24 protein-coding genes and 1 riboswitch are annotated in these 24,047 nt (G+C 74.0%); of the genes, 9 read left to right on the top strand and 15 right to left on the bottom strand.

Translation table 11 applies throughout. The features are described from left to right. Positions 1-71: 71 nt before the first annotated feature. Both BM142_RS25470 and BM142_RS25365 read right to left on the bottom strand, forming a co-directional pair. A complete protein-coding gene (locus BM142_RS25470; protein ID WP_217640550.1) occupies positions 72-3,068 on the bottom strand; it encodes a helix-turn-helix transcriptional regulator in 2,997 nt (998 codons plus the stop codon). Between the two features lie 77 nt (positions 3,069-3,145). Further along, positions 3,146-3,277 (bottom strand): hypothetical protein, encoded by a 132-nt coding sequence (locus BM142_RS25365; protein ID WP_256381273.1) that lies wholly within the window; start codon positions 3,275-3,277, stop codon positions 3,146-3,148. Between the two features lie 249 nt (positions 3,278-3,526). On the opposite strand from BM142_RS25365, the gene BM142_RS03685 reads away from it, so the two are divergent. Continuing rightward, positions 3,527-3,775 (top strand): DUF6458 family protein, encoded by a 249-nt coding sequence (locus BM142_RS03685; protein ID WP_092195415.1) that lies wholly within the window; start codon positions 3,527-3,529, stop codon positions 3,773-3,775. A gap of 339 nt (positions 3,776-4,114) precedes the next feature. Here BM142_RS03685 and BM142_RS03680 read toward each other — a convergent pair whose 3' ends face one another. Then, entirely contained in the window at positions 4,115-4,849 is a 735-nt protein-coding gene (locus BM142_RS03680; RefSeq protein WP_217640549.1) for a phospholipid scramblase-related protein, read from the bottom strand. Between the two features lie 73 nt (positions 4,850-4,922). Between BM142_RS03680 and BM142_RS03675 the strand changes: the two genes are divergently transcribed. Further along, positions 4,923-6,206 carry an ArgE/DapE family deacylase gene (locus BM142_RS03675; RefSeq protein ID WP_092195413.1) on the top strand — a complete coding sequence of 428 codons (1,284 nt, stop codon included), beginning with the start codon at positions 4,923-4,925 and terminating at the stop codon, positions 6,204-6,206. Then, positions 6,203-6,832: an HD domain-containing protein gene (locus tag BM142_RS03670; RefSeq protein ID WP_092195412.1), complete on the top strand. Its 630-nt coding sequence runs from the start codon at positions 6,203-6,205 to the stop codon at positions 6,830-6,832. Before BM142_RS03675 ends, BM142_RS03670 begins: the two co-directional genes overlap by 4 nt. Here BM142_RS03670 and BM142_RS03665 read toward each other — a convergent pair. Continuing rightward, a complete protein-coding gene (locus tag BM142_RS03665) occupies positions 6,786-7,079 on the bottom strand; it encodes a DUF4031 domain-containing protein (protein WP_092195411.1) in 294 nt (97 codons plus the stop codon). The two genes, BM142_RS03670 and BM142_RS03665, sit on opposite strands and share 47 nt — an antisense overlap. 18 nt (positions 7,080-7,097) lie before the next feature. On the opposite strand from BM142_RS03665, the gene BM142_RS03660 reads away from it, so the two are divergent. Together BM142_RS03660 and BM142_RS03655 are read left to right on the top strand one after the other, a co-directional pair. After that, positions 7,098-7,460, top strand: a complete 363-nt coding sequence (locus BM142_RS03660) for a bleomycin resistance protein (RefSeq protein WP_092195410.1) — start codon at positions 7,098-7,100, stop codon at positions 7,458-7,460. Then, positions 7,457-8,452: a Gfo/Idh/MocA family protein gene (locus BM142_RS03655; RefSeq protein WP_092195409.1), complete on the top strand. Its 996-nt coding sequence runs from the start codon at positions 7,457-7,459 to the stop codon at positions 8,450-8,452. Before BM142_RS03660 ends, BM142_RS03655 begins: the two co-directional genes overlap by 4 nt. On the opposite strand, the gene BM142_RS03650 is transcribed toward BM142_RS03655, so the two are convergent. Then, a complete protein-coding gene (locus BM142_RS03650; protein ID WP_092195408.1) occupies positions 8,449-9,255 on the bottom strand; it encodes a DUF72 domain-containing protein in 807 nt (268 codons plus the stop codon). The genes BM142_RS03655 and BM142_RS03650 overlap by 4 nt on opposite strands. Before the next feature lie 25 nt (positions 9,256-9,280). Between BM142_RS03650 and BM142_RS03645 the strand changes: the two genes are divergently transcribed. Then, a complete protein-coding gene (locus BM142_RS03645) occupies positions 9,281-9,664 on the top strand; it encodes a VOC family protein (protein WP_092195407.1) in 384 nt (127 codons plus the stop codon). Between the two features lie 215 nt (positions 9,665-9,879). On the opposite strand, the gene groL is transcribed toward BM142_RS03645, so the two are convergent. From groL to thrC, 3 genes are all read right to left on the bottom strand, one after another. Further along, positions 9,880-11,508 carry a chaperonin GroEL gene (gene groL / locus BM142_RS03640; RefSeq protein ID WP_092195406.1) on the bottom strand — a complete coding sequence of 543 codons (1,629 nt, stop codon included), beginning with the start codon at positions 11,506-11,508 and terminating at the stop codon, positions 9,880-9,882. A gap of 458 nt (positions 11,509-11,966) precedes the next feature. Then, positions 11,967-12,167: a cold-shock protein gene (locus BM142_RS03635; protein ID WP_092195405.1), complete on the bottom strand. Its 201-nt coding sequence runs from the start codon at positions 12,165-12,167 to the stop codon at positions 11,967-11,969. A gap of 200 nt (positions 12,168-12,367) precedes the next feature. Beyond that, the gene (thrC, locus tag BM142_RS03630; RefSeq protein WP_217640548.1) at positions 12,368-13,669 is read right to left on the bottom strand and encodes a threonine synthase; all 1,302 of its coding nucleotides are present in this window, start codon (positions 13,667-13,669) and stop codon (positions 12,368-12,370) included. Between the two features lie 12 nt (positions 13,670-13,681). Continuing rightward, positions 13,682-13,813, bottom strand: a riboswitch (SAM riboswitch). Positions 13,814-13,873: 60 nt separating this feature from the next. Here thrC and BM142_RS03625 point away from each other — a divergent pair. Continuing rightward, positions 13,874-14,695, top strand: coding sequence for an HAD family hydrolase (locus tag BM142_RS03625; protein ID WP_092195404.1), 822 nt, complete (start codon positions 13,874-13,876; stop codon positions 14,693-14,695). Between the two features lie 553 nt (positions 14,696-15,248). On the opposite strand, the gene BM142_RS03620 is transcribed toward BM142_RS03625, so the two are convergent. The 6 genes from BM142_RS03620 to BM142_RS03595 form a co-directional block, all read right to left on the bottom strand. Next, positions 15,249-16,124, bottom strand: coding sequence for an ABC transporter permease (locus tag BM142_RS03620; protein ID WP_092195403.1), 876 nt, complete (start codon positions 16,122-16,124; stop codon positions 15,249-15,251). Next, a complete protein-coding gene (locus BM142_RS03615) occupies positions 16,124-18,988 on the bottom strand; it encodes an alpha/beta fold hydrolase (protein ID WP_092195402.1) in 2,865 nt (954 codons plus the stop codon). Before BM142_RS03615 ends, BM142_RS03620 begins: the two co-directional genes overlap by 1 nt. 77 nt (positions 18,989-19,065) lie before the next feature. Then, a complete protein-coding gene (locus BM142_RS03610) occupies positions 19,066-20,199 on the bottom strand; it encodes a LytR C-terminal domain-containing protein (RefSeq protein WP_139228752.1) in 1,134 nt (377 codons plus the stop codon). A gap of 336 nt (positions 20,200-20,535) precedes the next feature. Beyond that, positions 20,536-20,871, bottom strand: coding sequence for a DUF3263 domain-containing protein (locus BM142_RS03605; RefSeq protein WP_254790511.1), 336 nt, complete (start codon positions 20,869-20,871; stop codon positions 20,536-20,538). A 129-nt stretch (positions 20,872-21,000) separates the two neighbouring features. After that, a complete protein-coding gene (gene rarD / locus BM142_RS03600) occupies positions 21,001-21,918 on the bottom strand; it encodes an EamA family transporter RarD (protein ID WP_092195400.1) in 918 nt (305 codons plus the stop codon). 122 nt (positions 21,919-22,040) lie between these two features. Further along, complete coding sequence (locus BM142_RS03595; protein ID WP_092195399.1) at positions 22,041-22,472, bottom strand: CBS domain-containing protein; 432 nt, start codon at positions 22,470-22,472, stop codon at positions 22,041-22,043. 87 nt (positions 22,473-22,559) lie between these two features. Between BM142_RS03595 and BM142_RS03590 the strand changes: the two genes are divergently transcribed. Continuing rightward, positions 22,560-22,958, top strand: coding sequence for a DUF5313 family protein (locus tag BM142_RS03590; RefSeq protein ID WP_092195398.1), 399 nt, complete (start codon positions 22,560-22,562; stop codon positions 22,956-22,958). A gap of 113 nt (positions 22,959-23,071) precedes the next feature. Here the strand turns inward: BM142_RS03590 and BM142_RS03585 are convergent, their stop codons facing one another. Then, positions 23,072-23,278: a dodecin gene (locus tag BM142_RS03585; protein WP_092195397.1), complete on the bottom strand. Its 207-nt coding sequence runs from the start codon at positions 23,276-23,278 to the stop codon at positions 23,072-23,074. Between the two features lie 169 nt (positions 23,279-23,447). On the opposite strand from BM142_RS03585, the gene BM142_RS03580 reads away from it, so the two are divergent. Continuing rightward, positions 23,448-24,047 carry an RNA polymerase sigma factor gene (locus tag BM142_RS03580; RefSeq protein ID WP_092195396.1) on the top strand — a complete coding sequence of 200 codons (600 nt, stop codon included), beginning with the start codon at positions 23,448-23,450 and terminating at the stop codon, positions 24,045-24,047.

Genomic DNA, 24,047 nt, shown 5'->3' with positions numbered 1-24,047 from the left:
CGTCGTTCGATCGCGGGACCCTCCGGGCCCCACTCCGCCCGACCCGACATCCGCGCCGGCGAGTCGACCGATCAGGTCGTCGGCAGGAGGCCTCTGCTCGCGGCGAGGGCGACGGCCTCGGTGCGGCCGTGCGCGCCGAGCTTGGCGATGATGTTGCTGACGTGCACGCTCGCCGTCTTCTCGCTGATGTAGAGCGCGGCGCCGACCTGGCGGTTGGTGCGCCCCTGGGCCAGCAACGTCAGCACCTCCTGCTCGCGCGGCGTGAAGACGGCCGCCGCATCGGGCGCGCGTCCGGCGCCGGGCAGGTCCAGCCGACCGCGACGGGCCAGCGCCTCCACGGCCGTCCGCAGCGGTGCCGCACCCAGCCGGACGGCGACCTCGTGCGCCGTCGTCGCCTGCTCCCGCGCTCCGGCCCGGTCACCCGACTCCAGCAGCGCCTCGGCCAGCCGCCAGCGGGACCGGGCCTGCTCGTAGACGTGCCCGAAGCCGAACGCCTCCACCGCCGCACGCCAGAGCTCCGGCGCCGCCTCCCCACGGAGCCGGGCGGCCTCCGCCTCCACCCGGTGCTGCCAGGCCCGCGCCTCGACGCCCATGGTGTCGCCGTAGTTCCGCTGGTAGACCTCCACCGCCGAACGCGCCGCCTCGACCAGTTCCTCGCCCGCGCGCGACCACCGGTCCGCCCCCTCGGCGTCGCCGTCCCGGCGGGCGGCCACGGCGGCGTCGGCCACCGGGGCCAGCGCGCTGCCGGCCAGCCGCAGAACGCCGAGGTGGTCGTCGTCCCACTCCGTGCGCAGCCGCCGGTAGCTGGTCAGCGCGACGTCCACCGCCCGCTGCGGGTCGCCCTCCCAGGCAGCCAGATCGATGTCGGAGGCGGCCGTGACGAGATCCAGGAGGATGTGCGCGCTCAGCCGCGGGATCAGCCCCCGGGCCCAGTCGACCCGACCGCGCGCTGACGGGTCCCCCCGGCCCACGAGCACGAGCAGGGCGTCGGCCCGCACGTGCGCGGCCATCTCCGGCACCCGGGACAGCAGGTCGGCCTCGGCGAGGCTCTCGTCCCAGCGGCCCTCCATGTAGAGCGCCGTCACCTGCAGGTGCCGCAGCTCCGCCGGGTAGTACGACCAGTCGACCCCGAGCTGACGTGCGCGCTGCGTGGCCCGCCGCGTCCAGCTCAGCGTCTCCTCGATCCGTCCCGCCTCGTAGGCGACGGTGGCGAGGTTGTAGAGCACCCGCATCTCGACGTCGAGGTCCGCGGACCGGCGCGCGCGGACCAGCGCCTCCTCCAGGCGGGCCAGCACCCAGGCCGGGTCGGCTCCCGGCTGGGCCCGCAACTGGGTGACGGCGATGTCGGCCCAGGCGCCGTCCAGCCCCAGGGCGTCGGCCGCCGCGAGCGCCTCGTCGGCCGCCGCGTCTGCCTCCTCCATCCGGCCGACCGAGTAGCTCATCCGCGCGTGCGTGGCCGCCGCCCAGGTGCGCACCTTCGACGGTGGCCGGGCGGGCACCAGCGCCATCGCCGCCGCGCTCTCCCGGTAGGCGCCCGCGTCGTCCTCGACGCGGACCATCGCCTGCGCCAGCGTGTAGTGCACCCGTGCCCGGGTCGCCGCATCGGCTCCGGGCCCCAGCACCTCCAGCGCCGAGCGGAGCATCGCGACGGCGCGGTGCGGCTCACCCACGGTGCGCGCGGTGGCGGCCGTCTCCAGGAGCAGGGCCACCTGGTCCCGCCCGGCTCGTCCGGCCGCGTCCGGCACGGCCGGCCACAGGGCGAGGGCCGCCTCCAGGTGCTGCAGCTGCTCGGCGGGTGCCCCGACGCCCCCGGCCGCCGACGCCGCGTCGAGCGACGCGCTCAGCGCCCCCGGCAGGTCGTTGCTCTCGCGGGCGTGGTGCGCCCGTTCGGCCGCCGTCCCGGCGCCCGGGGTACCGGCCAGGTAGGCCGCGATCGCCGCGTGCAGCCGCACCCGCTCCCCCGGCAGCAGGTCCGCCAGGACCGCCTCGCGGAGCAGGGCGTGCCGGAACCGGTAGCGCCCGTCGTCGGACACCACCAGCAGGTGGTGGTGCACCGCCTCGGCGAGTGCCGCCTCCAGGTCGCCGTCGCCGAGCCCGCCGACGGCGGCCACCAGCTCGTGCCGGACGCGGCGGCCGGCCACGGCGGCGACGCGCAGCACCTGCTGGGCGGCCGGGGAACGTTGCTCCACCCGGGCCAGCAGCACGTCGGTCAGCCCCATCGGCAGCGCCTCGCCGTGCAGCCCGGCGGCCAGCAGCTCCTCGGCGTAGAAGGCGTTGCCCTCGGCCCGGACCACCACGTCCTCGACGGCGGACTCCGGCAGCGGGCCGGCCCCGGCCGCCAGCCGGCGGACGAGGGTGCCCACGTCGGTGTCGGGCAGTGGCGCGAGCTCGAGGCGCTCCACGCCGGGCAGCCGCACCAGCTCGGCGAGCAGCGGCCGCAGCGGGTGGCGGCGGTGCAGGTCGTCGGCACGGTAGGACGCGACGAGCACCACCGGGGTGTCGACCAGGCGGGCCAGCAGGTAGCGGAGCAGGTCACGGCTCGATCGGTCGGCCCAGTGCACGTCCTCCAGGACGATCAGCAGCGGGGTGGTCGCGGCGAGTTCGCAGATCACCCCGGCCACGGACTCGAACAGCTGCAGCCGGCCGTCGTCGACCGGCGGGGGCGCCGCCCGGTGCGGCAGCGGCCGTCCGAGGTCCCGCCCCTCCACGGCCGCCGGAGCCGGTGGGGACCCCACGGGCCGCCCGGCCAGGAGCGCGGCGAGGACGGGATCCGACGCGGTGGCCGGGGCCAGCTCCGGATCGGCGACCACCGGGCGCAGCAGGTCGACGAACGGCAGGTACGGGAGGCCGACCTCGCCCAGGTCGACGCAGTGCCCCACCAGGACGCGGACGCCGCGCCGGGCCGCCTGGGCGGTGAGCTCGTCCAGCAGCCGTGTCTTGCCGACGCCGGCGTCCCCGGCGAGCAGCACCGCACCCGCCCGGCCCGTGGCGGCACGGTCGACGTGCTCGAGCAGGTGGGCGAGCTCGGCGGCCCGCCCCACCATCGGCGCATCGTCCCTGCGTGGCACGGGACCGATCGTGGCACGGACCTGCGACAGGTCCGAGCCGGTTTCGCTCCGGGCGTTGCTGGTCAGCGCGGAGCCGGTCAGCGCGGGCGCCGACGGGTGCGGAACCACGGGCTGCGCCGGGTCCGCGTGCCCCGCCCGGAGGCCATGAGGACCTCGCGCCGGTAGGCGAGCTCGGCGTCCAGCGCCGGATTGCCGTAGTGCAGTGTCACGGTCTTTCCTTCCGTCGTCCCAGGTGGACGACGGCAACGTTCGTGCTGAGGGGTGGGCCCCGGCATCGGGCGACCACGCAGTCCTGGCGCCCGGATCGGCCCTGAGGGGGCCTCAGAGCCCCCCGTTCGAGGGACATCGGGCCCTACGGCGGTTCGGCGGCAGCGGTTCGGGCACCCGGGACCACCGCGGTGCTCGCCGCCGGTCGTGCGTGCCCACGTGGCCCGCAGCCGTGAGGAAGGGATGTCGCCATGAGACTCGGAACCGCCATCGTCCTGCTCGCCCTGGGCGCGATCCTGACGTTCGCCCTGCGGGTGGACGTCAGCGGCGTGGACCTCCAGGTCGTCGGCTGGATCCTCATGATCGCCGGTGCGCTCGGCGTGGTGCTGGAGCTCGCCGTCTGGGGTCCCCGCCAGCGCCGGGTCACCCACACCGACTCCCACGGCGACCCGGCTGCCGGCGCCCCGGCGCGCCGGAGCACCACGGAGGAGACCTACTGAGAACTGCCGTCGCGGAACGCGGACGAGCCCCCCTCCCGGAGAGGGGGGCTCGTTCGCGTTCGAGGTCCGGACCGGGTGACGGCCGCCTCGCGGCGAGATGCACAACACGGCTCCAGGCCCCCGACCGAGGTCGGGGCGGTAGTCCGTGAAGGCGTAACCAAATGGCACCCGGGGGCACGTGGCACCCGGCCCGGACACGTTCGAGGCTACGCCGAGAGCATGGGCCGTGTCGTGCCGAGTGGGGCCCGGAGGGCTCCGCGCAGGCGCGACGGAACGGCTCAGCCCGAGCCGGGACGGCACCTGGCCGCGGTGCGGTCCGGAGGACCGCGATGCCATGGCCTAGTTGAAGCCGCGGTCGTCCTGCTTGAGGGCGGTGTCCACGGTCAGCGCCGAGGCGATCACCATGCTGGCGAGTGGTTCCGGCAGCCGGTGGTGCACCAGGACGACGTAGCGGTCGGCGGTGGTGAACAGCGTCCTGGCCAGGCCCTCCCACTTCTTCGTGATGCGGGCGATCTCCACCCCGGCGGCGTCGGTGATCGCGAAGTCCCAGGCCCGCCAGTTCTCCGCCTGGATCGCCCCGACCACGGCCCCGTTCGCCACCAGGTCGAACCGGATCCTCCCGAACACGTTGGCCTGGACGATCTCCCCGATCGGGGCGCCGTCCGGACGCTGGACGACGACGCGGGACCTCATCACCTTGGCCGGCCGGGTGAGCACCAGGACCGGCCCCGTGGCATCGCGGACCTCGAGCGTGTGGGGAAGGAACTGGTCGATGCTGGACAGGAACCGGACGGCCTTGCGCAGCCCGCTCTGGCCGACCTGGACGACGGCGCCGATCTGCTGCCCCTGACCGTCGAGGACCGCGTACTCGTTGGTCAGCTCGACGAGCTTGGTCTTCTGGCTGACCAGCAGCACCGGCTGCTCGTACAGCGAGGCACCCCCGCCGGCGGCCGGGGGCGGCGGCGGTGCGGTCTGTTGGACGTGCTCGGTCCAGCCCTGGCCGTCCCACCAGCGGGTCCCACCGCCACCGGCGGGATCGGGGTACCAGCCGGGCGGCGGAGGGGGCTGCGTCACGGCGGTCAAGCTAGCCGTCGCGGGCGGCCGAGGCCGGGACGGACGGCCCACCCGCGCGTGCCAGACTCCGGCCATGACGCTCACCCGGGCCGAGCTGACCGACGTGGAGGCCCGCGTCCTGGACGCCGTCGACGAGTCGTGGGCCGTCGACCGGCTGACCCGGCTGGTCGCCGTCCCGTCGGTCGGCGGGAGCGACGCCGAGTGCGAGGTGCAGTACCTGCTCGCCGACTGGCTCGACGAGCTCGGCTGCGAGGTGGACCACTGGTCGATCGACCTGGGGGACGCGGCCTCGGCGCCCGACGCACCCGGGCAGGAGGTCACCCGGACGGAGGCCTACGGGGTCGTCGGCACGGTGGCCGGCGCCGAGGACGGCCGGCCGGCGCTGGTGCTCTCCGGGCACACCGACGTCGTCCCCCCGGGGGACCTCGACCTCTGGGCCGGTGACCCGTTCGCCCCCCGGCTGATCGACGGTGCCGTGCACGGCCGCGGCGCCTGCGACATGAAGGGCGGGGTGGTGTCCGCTCTGGCGGCTCTGGCGGCGATCCGGGCGGCGGGCGTCCGGCTGGTGCGGCCGCTGGCCCTGCACGGCGTGATCGGTGAGGAGGACGGCGGCCTGGGGGCGTGGGCGACGCTGCGCCGGGGGCACCTCGGTGACCTGTGCGTCATCCCCGAGCCGACGGCCGGGGCGGTCGTGACCGCCAACGCCGGCGCCCTCACGTTCCGGCTCGAGGTCGCCGGCCGGGCCGCCCACGCGGCGATGCGCGACCACGGGGTCAGCGCCGTGGAGGTCTTCGCCGACCTGCACGCCGGGCTCCGCGCCTTCGAGGCCGAGCGGCAGCGCGACGCCGACCCCCGCTTCGGAGGCGCCCCGTACCCCTACGGCATCTCGATCGGCCGGGTGCAGGCCGGTGACTGGGCCAGCTCGGTGCCGGACAAGCTGGTCGCCGAGGGGCGCTACGGCGTGCGGATCGGCGAGTCTGTGGCCGCGGCCCGGGACGCGCTGGAGACCCGCCTGGGGCAGCTCTGCGCGGCGCACCCCTGGCTGTCGGACCACCCGGCCCGCCTGAGCTGGACCGGCGGCGCCTTCGCCAGCGGCGAGCTGGTCCCCGGGCACCCGCTGCTGCCGGCCGTCCAGCAGGCCGTGGCCGACGCCGGGGGCGGCACACCGCCGGAACGGGCCATCTCGGCGGGCAGCGACCTGCGCCTCTACGTCGGGGCGGGAGTGCCCACCCTGCACTACGGCCCGGGCAACCTGAACCTGGCGCACGGGCCCGCCGAACGGGTACCCGTGGCCGAGCTGACCACCGCGGCCCGCGCCTTCGCGCTGCTGGCCCTGCGCAGCTGCGGCGTCCGATGACCGGGCTGGTCACCTTCGAGGCGTGGGCCGGCCTCGCCGGCGACTCCCCCACGTCGCGGACCGAGTGGGCGGCGGTGGTCGCCGCCTGGGGCGAGCCGCACCGGCGCTACCACGACCTGGCGCACCTGGCGGCGGTCCTCGGGCTGGTCGACGCCCTGGGCGGGGGCGCCGACCCCGACGCCGTCCGGCTGGCCGCCTGGTACCACGACGTGGTCTACGACCCGCAGCGGTCCGACAACGAGGAGATCAGCGCGCAGCGGGCGCGGGCGGGGCTCCGGGGCCTGGTCGCGGAGGAGCGGGTGGCCGAGGTCGAGCGGCTGGTACGGCTCACTGCCGGCCACGACCCCGCGCCGGACGACGGCAACGGCGCGGTGCTCTGCGACGCCGACCTCGCCGTCCTGGCCGGGCCGCCGGAGGCCTACGCCGGCTACGCCTCGGCGGTGCGCGAGGAGTACGCGCACCTGTCCGACGAGGAGTTCACCGCCGGGCGGATCGCCGTCCTGGAGCACCTGCTCGGCCTGGAGACGCTGTACCGGACCGAGCGGGCCCGGGCCTGGACGGCGACCGCGAGGGCCAACCTCACCGCGGAGCTGACCCTGCTCCGAGGTCGCGGCGCACCTTCCTGAGCCGCAGCCCGGCGGCCATCAGGCGGGCGAGCAGCTCGCGGGCACCCACCGGTTCCGCGCCGGCGGCGACCGCGATGTCGTAGAGGTCCTCGGGGACGTCGTAGTGGTCGCCCTGGAACGCCCGCCGGGGGATGCCCAGCTCGGCCGCGACGAAGGCGTGCAGCTCCTCGTAGGAGACGTCGCTGACCAGGTGCGACCAGAGCCGCCCCCGCCACGGCCACACGGGGGTGTCGATCAGGACCGTCACGGTGGCAGTCTGCCCCGCATGGCCCACGATCATCCGCAGGTGCGGGTGTCCCCCATCTTCCCGGTCACCGACCTGCAGCGGGCGCTGGAGCACTACGCCGCCCTCGGGTGCGAGGTCTCGCAGCACGACTCGGGCTACGGCTTCGCGGCGATGGCCGGCGTCGAGCTGCACCTGACGGTCGTCGCCGACCACGATCCGCTGCGCACCGCGGCGGCCGCCTACCTGCACGTCCCAGACGCGGACGACCTGGCAGCGCGATGGGCGGGGGTGGAACGCACCGGCGCACCGGTGGACACGGACTACGGCCTGCGGGAGGGCTGGCACATCGATCCGGACGGCAACCTGCTGCGATTCGGGTCCCCGCTAGCGTCTGGGGGGTGAGCGCAGAGATCCGCTGGGGAATCGTCGGGCCGGGCCGCATCGCGGACAAGGTGGTGCAGGACTTCGCCGTCGTCGACGGCGCGCGTCCCGTCGCCGTCGCTTCCCGGTCGCTGGACCGGGCGCAGGCGTTCGCCGACCGGCACGGCATCGACCGGGCGCACGGCTCCTACGCCGACATCGTCGCCGACCCCGACGTCGACGTCCTCTACGTCGCGACACCGCACCCGCAGCACCACGCCCTGGCCGTCGCCGCACTCCGCGCCGGCAAGGCGCTGCTGGTGGAGAAGGCGTTCACCGCGACCACCGCCGGCGCCGTCGAGGTGGTCGACCTGGCACGCGAGACCGGCGTCTTCGTGATGGAGGCGATGTGGACGCGGTTCCAGCCGGCCGTCGTCGCGATGCAGGAGCTGATCGCCGACGGCGCGATCGGTGACGTCCGCTCGGTGCAGGCCGACCTCGGGGTCGCCCGCGAGTACGACCCGGTGGACCGGCTGTTCGCCCTCGAGCTCGGCGGTGGCGCGCTGCTCGACATCGGCGTCTACGTCGTCTCCTTCGCCCAGATGCTCATGGGGACACCCGACCGGGTGGTCGCCACCGGCTCGCTGTTCCCGTCGGGTGCCGACGCCGAGGCCGCCGTCCTGCTCGGCTGGGACGACGGTCGCAGCGCCGCCCTGACCACGTCGCTGCGCTACGCCCTGCCCGGCACCGCCCGCGTCGTCGGCACCGCCGGCTGGATCGACGTCCTCCCCCGCTTCCACCACCCCGAGACGATCGTGCTGCACCGCGGCGACGCCGAGCCGGAGACGATCACCCGGCCACCGCTCGGCGCCGGGTACGCGCACGAGCTGATCGAGGTGACCGAGGGCGTGCGGGCCGGTCGCACCGAGAGCGCCGTCATGCCGCTGGCCGACACGCTCGCCGTCCAGGCGATCCTCGGGCAGGCGGCCGAGCAGCTCGGCGTCGCGCACGCGGAGGCGGAGGCGCTCGGTTAGGCGGCGACGCCCGGCGTCCGCTGGCCTTCTGCCCAGGCGAGGCCGAGGGCCTGGTCGGCCGTGGGCACGCGGGTCGGCGTCCCTCCGGCCCGGCGGACGGCGTCGGCGAAGTGGACGGCGTCGATGACCGCCGCGCAGCCGGGGTCGTTGTTGAAGTAGACGAGGACGTCGTCGTCGCCGTAGGTCGCCGCCAGCCGGTCGGCCCACAGCTGCAGCGTCTCCGGCCGGTACCGCCAGGTCTCGAAGCCGTGGTGGAAGCGCAGGTAGCCCCAGTCCGCGGTGCGCCACAGCGGCGCGACGGGCTGCTCGTCGCGGTCTGCCCAGCACAGCGCGGCGCCGTAGCGCTCCAGGAGGGCCCGGATGTCGTCGGTCCACCAGCTCTCGTGCCGCGGCTCGACGGCCACCCGTGTGCCGCCGGGGAACTGCGCCAGGCAGTCGCGGAGGAGGTCGGCGTCGGCCTTCAGGGTCGGCGGCAGCTGGAGCAGGACGGTGTCCAGCCGCTCCTGCAGCCCCTCGGCCCGCCCCATCAGCCGGGCCACCGGCTCCTCCGGCTCCCGCAGCCGCTTGATGTGGGTGAGGAAGCGGCTGGCCTTGACCGCCCAGCGGAAGTCCGGCGGCGTGCGCTCGCGCCATCGGGTGAACGTCTCGCGCTCGGGCAGCCGGTAGAAGGCGTTGTTGCTCTCGACCGTGGCGAAGAACTCGGCGTAGTGCTCCAGCCACAGCCGCTGCGGCAGCTTGGCCGGGTAGAACAGCCCGCGCCAGTCGCGGTACTGCCAGCCCGAGGTCCCGATGATCACGGTCACGGGGTGCCGCCTACCCTGCGCAGTCATGGCTGACGCACCCGCCCGCTTCAAGGACCTCTGCCTCGACGCCACCGACCACCACGCGCTGGCCGACTGGTGGTGCGCCGCCATCGGCTACGTCCGCCGCGACGAGCTGGAGGACGCGGGGACCCCCGAGGAGGACGAGCCGCGCCCGCACGACTGGCCGGTCCCGATCGTCGACCCGGCCGGCGAGGGGCCGCTGATGTGGATCGTCCCGGTGCCCGAGCCGAAGACCGTCAAGAACCGGATGCACTTCGACGTCGTCGGCGAGACGTGGCCGCTGCTGTCGGCCGGGGCCACGCTGGTGCGGGAGGCGGACGACGAGATCGAGTGGAGCGTCCTGGCCGACCCCGAGGGCAACGAGTTCTGCGTCTTCGCCCCCGAATGAGCGATCGCCCGCGCGAGTCATACGAAGTCGTGGCCATCAGCGGCTGATCGCCACCATTTCGTATGACTCGACGCGGAACAGCCGCCGCCCACGAACGTCGACAGGGGCGGCCCGCCGAAGCGGACCGCCCCTGCCGGAGGTGACGTGATGGAACGGCTACGTCGCAGGGACCCGCGGCGCGCGGAGCGCGTCGTGGGGGGCGACGTGGTCCTTCGTCAGAAGTCCATGCCGCCCATGCCGCCGTCGCCGCCGGGCATGGCCGGAGCGTTCTTCTCCGGCTTGTCCGCGATGACGGCCTCGGTGGTGAGGAAGAGCGCCGCGATGGAGGCGGCGTTCTGCAGCGCCGAGCGGGTGACCTTGGCCGGGTCGATGATGCCGGCCGCGACCAGGTCCACGTACTCGCCGGTGGCGGCGTTGAGGCCCCAGCCGGTCTCGGAGTTGCGGACCTTCTCCGCGACGACGCCACCCTCGAGGCCGGCGTTGATCGCGATCTGCTTCAGCGGCGCCTCGAGCGCGACGCGCACGATGTTGGCACCGGTCGCCTCGTCACCCTCGAGCTCGAGCTTGTCGAACGCGACGGCCGTGGCCTGCGCGAGAGCGACGCCACCACCGGCGACGATGCCCTCCTCGACGGCGGCCTTGGCGTTGCGCACCGCGTCCTCGATGCGGTGCTTGCGCTCCTTGAGCTCGACCTCGGTCGCGGCACCGGCCTTGATGACGGCGACGCCACCGGCCAGCTTGGCCAGGCGCTCCTGGAGCTTCTCGCGGTCGTAGTCGGAGTCCGACTTCTCGATCTCGGCGCGGATCTGGTTGACGCGACCCTGGATCTGGTCGGCGTCACCCGCACCCTCGATGATCGTCGTCTCGTCCTTGGTGGTGACGAACTTGCGCGCGCGGCCGAGCAGGGAGATGTCGGCGTTGTCGAGCTTGAGGCCGACCTCCTCGCTGATGACCTGGCCACCGGTGAGGATGGCGATGTCGGCGAGCATGGCCTTGCGGCGGTCACCGAAGCCCGGGGCCTTGACGGCGACGGACTTGAAGGTGCCACGGATCTTGTTCACAACCAGGGTCGCGAGGGCCTCGCCCTCGACGTCCTCGGCGATGATGGCCAGCGGCTTGCCCGACTGCATGACCTTCTCGAGCAGCGGCAGCAGGTCCTTGACGGAGCTGATCTTGCCGTTGACGACCAGGATGTACGGGTCGTCGAGAACGGTCTCCATGCGGTCGGAGTCCGTGACGAAGTACGCCGACAGGTGACCCTTGTCGAAGCGCATGCCCTCGGTGAGCTCGAGCTCGAGACCGAAGGTGTTGCTCTCCTCGACGGTGATGACACCTTCCTTGCCGACCTTGTCCATCGCCTCGGCGATGAGCTCGCCGATGGCGGGGTCAGCGGCGGAGATCGAGGCGGTGGCGGCGATCTGCTCCTTGGTCTCGACGTCCTTCGCGGTCGAGAGGAGGTACTCGCTGACGGCCTCGACGGCCTTCTCGATGCCCTTCTTCAGGGCCATCGGGTTCGCGCCGGCGGCGACGTTGCGCAGACCCTCGCGCACCAGCGCCTGGGCCAGAACGGTGGCGGTCGTGGTGCCGTCACCCGCGACGTCGTCGGTCTTCTTCGCGACCTCCTTGACGAGCTCGGCCCCGATCTTCTCGTACGGGTCCTCGAGCTCGATCTCCTTGGCGATGCTCACACCATCGTTGGTGATGGTGGGGGCGCCCCACTTCTTCTCGAGTACGACGTTGCGGCCCTTGGGGCCGAGCGTCACCTTCACGGCGTCGGCGAGGGTGTTCATGCCCCGCTCGAGGCCACGGCGCGCCTCTTCGTCGAACGCGATCATCTTGGCCATGTGGTGATGTCCTCCATGCATTGATCGCTGCACGGCCGGGTTCGGCGCCCGCGACGGACGACACCAGGTGACGCGAACTCCCTTGCGTCCACGCGCCGGTGCCTCACCGTTCCGACCTGATTGGCACTCAGGAGCCCCGAGTGCCAGAAACGAGTCTGGCACTCGACCCCTGCGAGTGCAAGAACAGGGTCCCCCAACGGGCTGTTCCCGGGGCTTCGGACCGGCGACGGCGGACGCCGATGCGCAGCTCGCGCCGGCAGTAGCGCCCACTGTCGCGGGCTGCGAGCCGGCATGCCGCGACCCGGGGAGTGGTCGTGACCCTGGACGGTGGGCGCTGAGGCGCAGTTCCGGCCGCCAGAAGTGCGCACGAGCGCCCACTGTCGGGCGGCCACGTGCCCGGAACATGCCGAGGCCCGGCCCCCGGACGGGGACCGGGCCTCGGTGAGCCGGTACGTCGTTCAGGCCGCCGTGACCTGGTCGGCCTGCGGCCCCTTGGCGCCCTGGACGACCTCGAAGTCGACCCGCTGGCCCTCTTCGAGGCTCTTGTACCCGTCCATCTGGATGGCCGAGTAGTGGACGAAGACGTCCTGGCCGCCGTCGACGGCGATGAAGCCGAAGCCCTTCTCGGCGTTGAACCACTTCACGGTGCCCTGTGCCACGTGTGCTCCCACGTTCGTGCGTACGGACGGTCCCTCTGGATCGGGGGAACCGGGTCTAGCTCTTCCGCCCGTTGATCACGAACATGGAACTGGAACCGCGCGAGAAGCTACATCAGGAAACGCCTGGTCGCGGCACATCGAGGCGGATCCGTTGCCGGATCGGGGGACGTGCCGCCCCAGGTGCAACGAGCGTCCCGCCGTCAGCCGATGAGGCCGGCCTGGCGCACGGACTTCAGCGAGGGCTCCACGCGGTGGGTGGGCCCGACCACCGGCTCCAGCGGGTCGAGGGTCTTCAGCCCCTCCCCCGTGTTGAGGACGACGGTCTCCTTGGCCGGGTCCAGCCGCCCGTCCTCGACCAGCTGCCGCAGCACCGCCACGGTGACGCCGCCGGCCGTCTCGGCGAAGACGCCGGTGGTGCGGGCGAGGTCGCGGATGCCCTGGACGATCGCCTCGTCGCCCACCCGGCCGACCGAGCCGCCGGTGCGGCGGATGGCGTCGAGGGCGTACGGGCCGTCGGCGGGGTTGCCGATGTTCAGCGACTTGGCGATCCCGCTCGGCTTGACCGGCTTCACGACGTCCCAGCCGTTGTCGAAGGCGGTGGCGATCGGGTCGCAGCCGGCCGACTGCGCGCCGAAGACGGTCCACTCGGTGGCCTCGACGATGCCGGCCGCGGCGAGCTCGCGGAACGCCTTGTCCACCTTGGTCAGCAGCGAGCCCGACGCCATGGGGATGACGACCTGGGCCGGGATCCGCCAGCCGAGCTGCTCGGCGATCTCGTAGCCCACCGTCTTGGAGCCCTCGGCGTAGTAGGGCCGGACGTTCTGGTTGACGAACGCGGTGTCCTCGAACTCGTCGGTCTCGGCGAGCTCGCTGGTCAGCCGGTTGACGTCGTCGTAGGACCCGTCCACGGCGACCAGCGTCTGGCCGTAGACCGCCGACTGGACGACCTTGCCCGGTTCGAGGTCGCTGGGGATGAAGACGACGGAGGGCAGGCCGACGCGGGCGGCGTGCGCGGCCACCGAGTTGGCCAGGTTCCCGGTCGAGGCGCAGGCGATCTTGGTGTAGCCGAGGCGCTTGGCCGCGGTGGCGGCGAGGCTGACCACCCGGTCCTTGAAGGAGTGGGTGGGGTTGGCCGAGTCGTCCTTGACCCAGAGGCCGCCGGTGAGGCCGAGCTCGGCGGCGAGCCGGTCGGCGCGCACCAGCGGGGTCAGCCCCGGGTCGAGCGACACGCGGTCGGCGGGGTCCTGCCCGACCGGCAGCAGGCCTGCGTAGCGCCAGATGTTCTGCGGACCGGCCTCGATCTGCTCGCGGGTCACCGCGCGCATGAGCTCTGGGTCGTAGTCGACCTCCAGCGGGCCGAAGCACTCCGCGCAGGCGTGCTCGGCGATCAGCCCGAACGTGGCCCCGCAGTTGCGGCACACCAGGCCGCGGGCGGGACAGGGCGGGACCGGGCCGTGGGCGTGGGAATCGGCCTGGACCGAGCCGGGAGCGGTCAGAGTCATGCGACGACTACCTCCTCATCTTCCCCGCACCGGGCCGTCGAGCCGTGCGGGACGGAATTGGCACCTTCCGGTCCGCGCATGCGCGTGGAGCGGCGGTTGCCGGGGCTTCGTCGGGCCGTGTCCCTCTGCCCCTCTGGATGAGTGGAACGCGCAGAACTGTACCCAGTCCGCGGGCCGGTCCGGCGGACGGTCAGGATGTGAGATGTGACCGCCCGCATCGTCTACACCGATCTCGACGGCACGATGGTCGGCCCGCGGGGCTCGTTCTGGCACACCGCCGGCCGCGACCTCACCGCCGACCCGGCCGCCGCACTGATGGCGCTGCACCGCGCCGGAGTGCCGTTGGTGCTGGTCAGCGGGCGGACGTTCGAGCAGGTGATCGAGGCGGCGCGGATCTTCGCCGCGGACGGTGCGATCGCCGAACTGGGCGCCACGATCGCCTGGGACGCCGGGCGCAACCGGCACCGGCTGCCCGGCGAGCTGCCCGAGCGGTACGCCGGCCGGACCCCGATGGACGTGATGGCCGAGCTCGGGATCGTCGAGGAGCTGATCGCGCAGCACCCCGGCCGGCTCGAGTGGCACGCACCGTGGCACGCCACCCACGCCACCGACGCCCTGCTGCGCGGCCGGGTGGATCCGGTGGCGGTCGACGCCTGGCTGGCCGAGCAGGGTGCCGGCTGGCTCACGCTCAACGACAACGGCGCCATCCCGGCGACGACGCGGTTCGGCCTGGACGAGGACGCGGGGCCGCCGCACGTCTACCACCTGATGCCGCGCGGCATCTCCAAGGGCGCCGCCATCGCCTGGGACCTCGCGCGCCGGGGCATCGACCCCGCCGACGCCGTCGCCATCGGCGACAGCGTCAGCGACCTGGAGATGGCACCCGCGGTCGGCCGACTGTGGATCACCGCCAACGGCGCCTCCGTCGACGGCATGCGGGGGCGCCTGGACGACGTCCCCAACGCGGCCGTGACCGGGGCTGCCATGGGCGAAGGCTGGGCCCAGGCCGTCCTCGCTTCGCTATGACATCGCGGTGCTCCGGACCGCACCGCCGTGAGACGTTTCGGCAGCCGAACAGTGTGCGGTGAGCGGCAGCTTCTCGCCCTAGAACTGCCCCTTTGCGCACAGCGTCCCGGCGAGCACCTCTGTGGGCGCCTTGTGCCTCAGAGCGGCGCACTCAGAGAAACTCCGGCTGCCGCCAACAGCCCGCTAGTCGACGGGCGAAGACGGGGCGGCCCGCGTGTCCGCCTGCCGTGCTCGCACCCACCGCCGATAGGCGTACGCGGTCCGCACTGCCCAGATGCCTGCGGCCACTGCCCAGAGAGCGCCCAGCCAAGAGCCTGACCACCACGTGAGCATGGCGACGAGGGCCGTCAGCCCAGTGGCCGAGCCCGCTAGGACGAAGTCACCGCTCGGAGTCTTCGACCACGTGCGATAGCCCACGACAGAAGCATAGGTAGCCCGGCGTATATCTGCTGGTCAACGAGGTGTCCCTATAGCCGCCTTCTGAGACACCACGGGCCCCAGGGCTCACTCGGATCCGGCTGACAGGGTCGAAAAGGATTGCCACCGCCAGCGGTCAGGAGGTGACGTCGCGCCGCGCGAAGTGGCGGAAGGCCAGCGCGGTGAAGACGGCCGCGTAGACCAGCGACTGGATGACCCCGCGGAACATGTCGCCGGAGTCGACCGGCGTCTGCAGCAGGTCGGTCCAGGCGAACTCCTCCGCCGTGGGGAACCAGTCGCGGATCGCGCCCAGCTGCTCCACCTGGTCGAGGATCGCGAACACGAACATGGTGAACACCGCGCCACCGACCGCCGCCAGCGGCGCGTCGGTGATGGTGGAGAACCAGAAGGCCAGCGAGCCGACGACGAGCAGGTGGACGGCGAGGTAGCCGAGCATCCCGGCCAGCCGCAGCATCCCCTCGCCCTGGCCCAGGGTGACCCCGACCGGCGTCCGGATGTCGTCGAAGCCGAAGGCGATCCCGCCGGCGACGACGGCGACCGACGCGAGGACGAGCAGCGCCCCCACCGACTGCACCAGCGCGGCGTAGAACTTCTGCCGGAGCAGGCGCATGCGGGGCACCGGGGTGGCCAGGGCGTAGCGCAGCGATCCCCACTGGGCCTCGCTGGCCACGGTGTCGCCGAAGCAGAGCGCGTACACGACCACCAGGAAGAAGCCGGTGGTCGCGAACAGCACGAACAGGGTGAAGTTCAGCCCGCTGGAGGTCGCGACGTCGACCAGGTTGATCCGGTTGTTCTCGGCCGCCTCCTCGCTGGCGCCCAGCTGGAGCGCGGCGATGAGGATCAGCGGGAGGGCGACCATCAGCGCGAAGATGCCCAGGGTGCGCCGGCGCTTGAACTGCCGGCGCAGCTCCACCGACAGCCGCAGCGTCCGCTCCGGCCGGTACCCGGCGACGGCGCCCGTCGGCTGGACGTGGTCGGTCGTGGTTGCCATCAGTTCTCCCCCACCAGCGCCAGGAAGGCGTCCTCGAGCCGGCGGCGCGGCGTGAACTCGTCCACCGCGATCCCGGCCCCCACCAGGGCTTGCAGCGCCGCGGCCCGGCCGTAGCCGTCCAGGTCCGCGACCAGCCCGTCGTCGGTGCGCCCGGCGCTGACCCCCGGCAGCCCCTCGAGCACGGCGATCGCCCGGTCGGTGTCGGCGTCGTCGGCCAGGCCGACGAGCACCGCGCCGCCGGCACCCACGATCTCCTCGACCGTTCCCTGGGCGATCTTCTGCCCCTTGGCCATGACCACCACGTGGCTGCAGGTCTGCTCGATCTCGCTGAGCAGGTGGCTGGAGACGATCACCGTGCGGCCGGTCGCGGCGTAGGAGCGCAGCACCTCCCGCATGGCGTGGATCTGCGGCGGGTCCAGCCCGTTGGTCGGCTCGTCGAGCACCAGCAGGTCCGGCAGGCCCAGCATCGCCTGCGCGATGGCGACCCGCTGCCGCATGCCCTGGCTGTAGCGGCGCACCGGCCGGTCGAGGGCGGCGCCGAGACCGGCGACCTCGATCGCCTCCTCCATGTGCGCGTCCTCGAGCGGGCGGCCGGTCGCCGCCCAGTACAGCCGCAGGTTGTCCCGCCCCGACAGGTGCGGCTGCAGGCCGGTGCCCTCGACGAACGAGCCCAGCCGGGAGAGCACGGGCGCCCCGGGACCGGCCGCGTGCCCGAAGATGCTGATCCGCCCCTCCGTGGGCCGGATCAGCCCCATGAGCATCCGCAGGGACGTCGTCTTGCCCGCGCCGTTGGGGCCGAGCAGGCCGAGCACCTGGCCCCGGCGGACCTCGAAGGAGAGGTCCCGGACGGCGACGAAGCCGTCCTTGTAGGCCTTGGTCACGCCCTCGAACCGCAGCGGCACGTCCTCGCCGTCGGGTTCGACGTGCGAGACCTGGCGTCGCCGGTGGCGGCCCCACAGCATCGCCGCCACCCAGCCGAGCAGGCCCACCCCGGCCAGCACGGCCAGCAGCACCCACCAGCGGGAGGTGCCACCGGCCGACTCCGCCACGCCCGCGACCTGCGGTGCGGCCAGCGTCGTGCCCTCCGATGCCAGCGCCACGGAGTAGACGGCGGCCTCGGCCGGCAGCGCGTAGGCCTGGTCGGTCGAGGAGACGACCACCCGCATGGTGTGGCCGTCCTCGAAGCGGTGCACGATCCCCGGCAGGGTGACCGTGACCTCCGTCGGGTCGGTCGGGTCGGTGGACAGCCCGGTGAGCGCCAGCGGCGCGACCAGGCCGTTGGGCAGCGTCGTCGCGCCGCCGGGCGCGACGTCGTACAGCTTGGCGAACAGCGTCGCGGTGCCGCCGGGCGCGGAGACGGCGAGGTCCACGGTGGGTGCGCCGACGACCTCCACCGCGCCGTCGAGGGGCTCGCTCTCGAACGCGGCGAACTGCCCGGGGATCTCCAGCGTCGTCCCGCTCAGCGCGCCGCTCAGCGCGCCCAGGCCGGGAAGGGTGGTGAGGGCGGCCGGGGTGCCGCCGGCCGGGGTGACCACCGGCTGCGTGCCGCCGCCGAGGGCGATCTCCGTGCGCTCCACGGCGGCCGCGCCGCCCAGACCCGGGTACTCGTCGGCGACGACCGTCCGGGTGCCGCCCTGGACGAAGCCGCTGCTGCCGGAGATGCCCTGCGGGGCCGGGAACTCGAAGCCGGTGCCCGGGTCCTCGCCGGTGCCGCGCAGGTGGAAGTCGAACCAGTCGGCCACCTGCCCCCGCAGGTCGTCCACGATCCGGTCGGACCCGGAGGAGTCGTGGCCCCCGGCGTACCAGACCACCTTCACCGGGGTGCCGTTCGCCGCGATGCCGCGGGCGTTGGCGTCGGCGTGGTCAAGGCCGAACAGCGAGTCCTGGGTGCCCTGGATCAGCAGCGTGGGCGCCTCGATGCGGTCCAGGACACCGGCCGGGCTGCTGCGGTCGAGCACCGCGGCGACCTCCGGGGTGAGCGTGCCGGTGGCCGCCGCCTCCTGGTAGGCCGCGCAGATCTCGGCCCCGAAGCGGCCGCAGGTGAGGGCCCGCTCCACCGCGGCCGGGTCGAGGTCGCTCAGGTCACCGGCCTCGGGCAGCTCCGGGACGGAGTTGCCGTTCGCCGTCCCGCCGCCGAGCGCGTCGAGGATGCCGCCGGTGGGAACGGACCCGACCCCGAAGAACAGCCCCGACCACAGCCGCTTGTAGACGCCGCTGTCGGCGTCCTGCGGCACGGCGGCGGGGGTGCCGGTGTCCAGCTCCCCGACGTGGGAGGGGAACAGCGCGGCGCTCAGCGAGCTCCAGGTGATCTGGGGGGCGATGGCGTCGATGCGGTCGTCGTAGGCGGCGCCGAGGAGGGCGAGCGCCCCGCCGTAGGACCCGCCGGCCACGCCGACCCGCGGATCGCCGTCGGCGTCGAGCTCCACCTGGTCCCGCTCGGCCAGCAGGTCGATCAGCGTGGACAGGTCGGCGATCTCGTACCGCGGGTCGTTGAGCCCGATCTCGCCGGTGCTGGTGCCGAAGCCCCGCGCGGAGTAGGCGAGCACGACGTAGCCGCGCTCGGCGAGGGCGCGTGCGTCGTCGGCGACCGACTGCTTGCTGCCGCCGAACCCGTGCGCGAGCACGACCGCGGGTGCGGGGCCCTGGCCGGCCGGGAGGTACAGCGTGGTGTCCAGCTCGACGGCGTCCGCGCCGCTGCCGGAGACCACCCGGCTCTCCTCGGTCCGGACCTCGTCGGCGGCGGCCGAGGCGGGCGGGGCGAGGACGAGCAGTCCGGTGACGAGCAGCAGGGCGGCAAGGACTGCGGACGTTCCACGGGCGCCGGGGCGCAGGCGGGGACGCACCAGCCCGCGGAGGGGGCGCACGCAGCGGCCAACGGACGGCGACCGGTCGGTGTTCCGCCCGTCGCCGATCAGTTACCGACGGCGGTGCGTCGGGCGGGTCAGGGCTGCCAGTCGCCGGTCGTGACGACGACCAGCCCCGGTGCAGCGACCTCGGCGGGCAGCTCGAAGAAGCGCGGCGTCGGGCCCTGCAGCTGCGGGAACATCTCGATCAGCTGCACCGCGGCCTGGCGCTGGTTCTCGTCGCCCTCGGTGAAGAACACCGTGCTGGCGGCCACGTCATCGGCCAGGTAGGCGCCGACGGCGGGCGTCTCCCATCCGCCGGCGGCGATGGTCCCGGACACCTTGGCGGCCAGGCCGTTGATGTCGGTGGAGTTCAGCACCGTGACGGGGACTCGGATGGGTGCGGCCACGATCGGCTCGACCTCGATCGGGTCGGCGGGCAGCTCGGGCAGCGCCTCGACGTCGGGGACGACGGGTGCCGACGCGCCGACGTCCGCCGGCGTCCGGGTCGCGGTCTCCTCGGTCTGCGGGGACACGAAGGTGTAGACGCCGAGCACGCCCAGCGCCACCACGGTCATCGCGACCAGGGCCTTGACGACCCGGTGCGAGGCGCGCGGCTGGTCCTCCTCGAGCACGGCGACGGCGGAGCCCTTGCGCCCCTCCTTCTTGCGGCGGGCGGCGTCGGCCGCCTGCCGCTCGGCGCGCATGGCGGCGCGACCGCCGACCGGACCGGTGCCGGGTCCGCGGACGGGGGCCGGGCCGCCGTCGAGGTCGGCCTCGAGATCGGCGTCCTCCACCGGGGCGGAACGGCCGCGACGGACGGACCGCTCGGGGATCATGGTGGTGCCCGGCGCCCCCGCCGACGGTGCGTCGGCGAAGAACTCCGGGTCGGCGGCGAACACGCTCTCCCCGGGCCGGGAGGGCTTGGTCCAGTCGCCGTAGGCCGGTGACGAGGACCCGGACGCGGTGGTCTGGCTGGGGACACGGGGAGCCGGCTCCGACGTCCGCAGCCCCGAGCGGCCGGTGGAGGTCAGGGAGCGCTCGGCGTCCGGCCGGCCGGGACCGGAGCGGTCCGGAGCGGCGGACTGCACGCGGGGGGAGCGCTCCAGCAGGTCTCCGCGCGCCGGGACGGCGGGTGCAGCGGGCTCGAACGGGTTGCCGGCGGTGGCACCGGGGACCGGTTCCGGCGCGGGCACCGCCTCGAAGGGGGCGACGGAGGTGAGCGGACCCACCGGGCGCGGGGGCACCGTGGCGCGCGTCCCGGCACGGGAGGCGGCGGCCGGGACCGGCGGCAGGGGCAGCCGGGACCGCGACATCTGGCGGGGGGCGTCGGGGGTGCGGGCGGCGGGGCCCGGGGCCGGAGCGGGGCGGGGTGCGGGCCGGCGTTCGGAGCGCTCGCGGCCGGGCGCGGTCGGGTGATCGCTCAGTTCCGTGCCGCCACGCCACAGCCCGCCGGGTACGTCCGTACGCCGACGACCGGGCGCCACAGGGGCACGCCCCTGGTCCCGTCCGTCACTGCCTGATTCGGCGTGCCTGCCCACGGTGAGCAAATCTAACCGCTGTAACTCTCATTGCCCAGGACCCTGGACCGATCTCGTTCGCTGTCGGGCGAGTCGCAGGCGGCGCAGCCGCCGGACCAGCACCGGGTCGGCCGCCAGCGCGTCGGGGCGGTCCACCAGGGTGTTGAGCACCTGGTAGTAGCGCGTCGGCGTCACCCCGAACCGGTCGCGGATCGCTGTCTCCTTGGCACCCGGGCGACGCCACCACTGCCGCTCGAAGGTGAGCATCTCGTGCTCCCTGCGGGACAGCCCCGGGCCGGGGACCTGCACGGGGACCGTCCCGGGGGCCATCTCGTGGACCATGGTCCGGGGTGGGCTGACCACCGTGGTCGGGTCCTCGGTCACGCCTGTCACTCTCCTGCTCCCTCGACCTCCCGGTCTCCCACCGGACCGACGGGAGGGACGGTAGCGCCGACCTCCGACAGATCCGGACAGCCCGGACCGGGCCCCTCCTGCGCGGCGGGGACGGGGACGTCAGAGGCGGGCGGGGACGACCTCGGCGGCCGCCCGCCGGCCGCCGGCCCGGGCGTGTCGCAGCAGGTCGACGGTGAACACCGCCAGGGCCACCCAGACGATGCCGAACCCGACCAGTCGGGCGGCCGGCATCGGCTCCCCGTAGACGAAGACGCCGATGGCCAGCTGCATCGACGGCGTGAGGTACTGCAGCAGGCCGACGGTCGACAGCGGGATGCGGCGGGCCGCCGCGGCGAACAGCAGCAACGGGATCGCGGTGGCCACGCCGGAGCTCATCAGCAGCAGGGCGTGCCCGGTGCCGGCGTTGGCGAAGGACCCCTCCCCGGACGTGTGGGCCACCGCCAGCACCGCGGCCGCCGGGAGCGCGACCAGCGCGGTCTCCACGAACAAGCCGGGCGCGGCCTCGGTCCGGACCAGCTTCTTCATCAGGCCGTACAGGCCGAACGTGCACGCCAGGGCCAGCGCGATCCACGGCGGCCGGCCGTAGTCGACGGTCAGCACGGCGACGGCGACGGCGGCGATCGCCACCGCCGTCCACTGGAGGGGCCGGAGGCGCTCGCTGAAGACGACGACGCCCAGGAGCACGCTCACCAGCGGGTTGATGAAGTAGCCGAGCGAGGTCTCCACCACGTGCCCGGAGTTCACGCCGTAGACGAAGACCAGCCAGTTGCCCGCGATGAGGACGGCGGCGGCCAGGAGGACGAGCAGCCGGCGCCGGTCGGTGACCAGCGCCCGCACCTGCGCCCAGCGGCGCAGCACGGTCAGGAGGAGGCCGACGAACAGCAGTGACCACAGCACCCGGTGGGCGACGATCTCCAGCCCGCCGGCGGGCTCCAGGAGGGGGAAGTAGAGCGGGAACAGCCCCCACAGCGAGTAGGCGGCCAGCCCGGAGAGCACCCCCAGGCGACGCTCGTCCACGGCCGCACCGTACTCGAAGGACCCCGTCCTCCCCGCCGCTCGGAGAAGGACCCCGTCCCCCTCGCCACTCGCATGCTCGCGGCGAGCCTCTGGACGGGGCCGACCTGGACGGGGCCGAAGAGCTAGGGGGTCTGGATGTAGTCGACCAGCTGCCGGCGTTCCTCCTCGAGCTCGTCCAGCCGGGCCTTGACGACGTCGCCGATCGAGACGATGCCGACCAGGGCGCCGTCGGCGACCACGGGCACGTGGCGGACCCGCTTGTCGGTCATGGTCAGGGCGAGGTCGTGCACGCTCGCCGTGGGCGGGCAGGTGTGCACCTGCGCCGTCATCACGCTGGACACCGGTTCGCCCAGGAGCCCGGCCCCGTGCTCGTGCAGCCCGCGGGCGACGTCGCGTTCGGAGACGATGCCGTCGATGCGGCGGCCGTCCGGGGACACGACGAGCGCACCGATGCCCTTCTCCGCCAGGACGGCGAGCGCGGTCCGGACGCTCTCCGTCCCGTCGATGGTGGCGACCTCGGGCCCCTTGCGCCGGAGCAGCTGGCTGATCTGCACGGGTTCCTCCTCTGCGAGCGGTGCGGGGAGTGTGCACCCGGTGCCGCTCACGGGCAACGGTGCGCCGGCGCGGCCTACCGTCGTGGCATGGCCCGGCAGCGCCCCACCCCCGTGCAGTGGGTCTGGTACGCACTCGGCGGCGGGCTGCCGCGCGAGCTCTCGCCCTGGGTGCTCGCCGACACCACCGGCCGCGGCTGGATCCAGCGGCACCTGACCCGCACGGCGGTCCAGGTGCTGCCCGTGCTCGTCCTCTGCGTGGTCGCCGTCCCCGTACCGCTGGCCTACCGGCTGTCCGCCGCCGTGGGCGGCCTGTTCCTGGCGATGCTCTTCGCCTTCGCGTTCATGACCGAGACGATCGAGCACCGCGCCGCCAAGGCCGGGTACCCGCCGGGCACGGCCGCGCGACTGCGCGCCGAGCGGGCCGAGCGGGACCGCCTGGAGCGTTCCTCGCCCTACCGCCGGGACGGCGCCGGCAGCTTCGACTGACGAAGGACCCCGCCGCCCCCCGCCGGCCGCCTGCAGGGTCCCGCCGCGAACTCGCGAGTGGTGGGGGGCAGGGGGTGTTCCGACCTGCAGAGGGGCCGTTCCAGCACGTCCGGTCAGTCGACCCGGAAGCCGATCTTCACGGCGACCTGGAAGTGGGCGACCGCGCCGTCCACGACCTGACCTCGGATCTCCTGGGCCTCGAACCACTCGATGTTGCGGACGGTCTCCGCGGCCTTGGCGACGGCGTTGCGGATCGCCTCGTCGATGCTGACGGGGCTGCTGCCCACGATCTCGCTCAACCTGTACACGTGGTCGCTCACGGCGCCTCCTGACGTATGCCGGACGGTCCCCCGCACCCTGGCACGGCACCGACCGGCCCGACTACGTACGTAGTTCCCGCGGCCCCGAATACGTCGTCCTGCAGATTTCACGGCAGCGCGATCTGCGGAGCCTTCGAGTCGTTCCCGGACGACCTCGAAGGAGCCCCCGATGACCGTTCTCGCCTACGCCGCAGCCCCCACCGTCCCGACCCCGCGGCGCGCGGACGCGCCGGTCGTGGACCGCCGCCACCTGCAGGCCCTGGCCGCCGGTGACGACGCGGCGTGGCAGACCACGGTCCAGCGGTACGGGGGGCTGCTGCGGTCGGCCGCCCGCGTCGTCCTCCGCAGCGACGCCGACGTCGACGAGGCCGTGCAGCGCACCTGGGTCCTGTTGTTCCGCAACGCCGCGCGGATCGAGGACCCCCGGTGCCTGCCGGGCTGGCTGTCCACCACCGCGCGCCGCGAGGCGCTGGCCGTCCTGCGGGCGCAGCAGCGGGCCGTCCCCAGCGAGGACGTCGCCGACCGCGTCGCCCCGGACGACCGCGACATGGCGACCACGCTCATGGAGGAGGAGCTGCGCCGGGCCCTCGACCGGGCGGTCGAGACGCTGCCGGAGACCCAGCGCCGGATCGTGCGCGCGCTGCTGCGGGAGCCGGAGTCCTACGACGCGCTCAGCGCGGAGCTGGGCATCCCGCGGGGCAGCCTCGGCCCGCTGCGGGGGCGGGCGGTCAAGGCCCTGCGGGCGCAGCTCGAGCCGAGCCTGCGCTGA

It is taken from the genome of Blastococcus tunisiensis (genome assembly GCF_900112815.1).
Classification (GTDB): Bacteria; Actinomycetota; Actinomycetes; order Mycobacteriales; family Geodermatophilaceae; genus Blastococcus_B; species Blastococcus_B tunisiensis.
The sequence above is the reverse complement of the archived record's forward strand: the minus strand, read 5'-3'. Positions and strand labels throughout refer to the sequence as shown.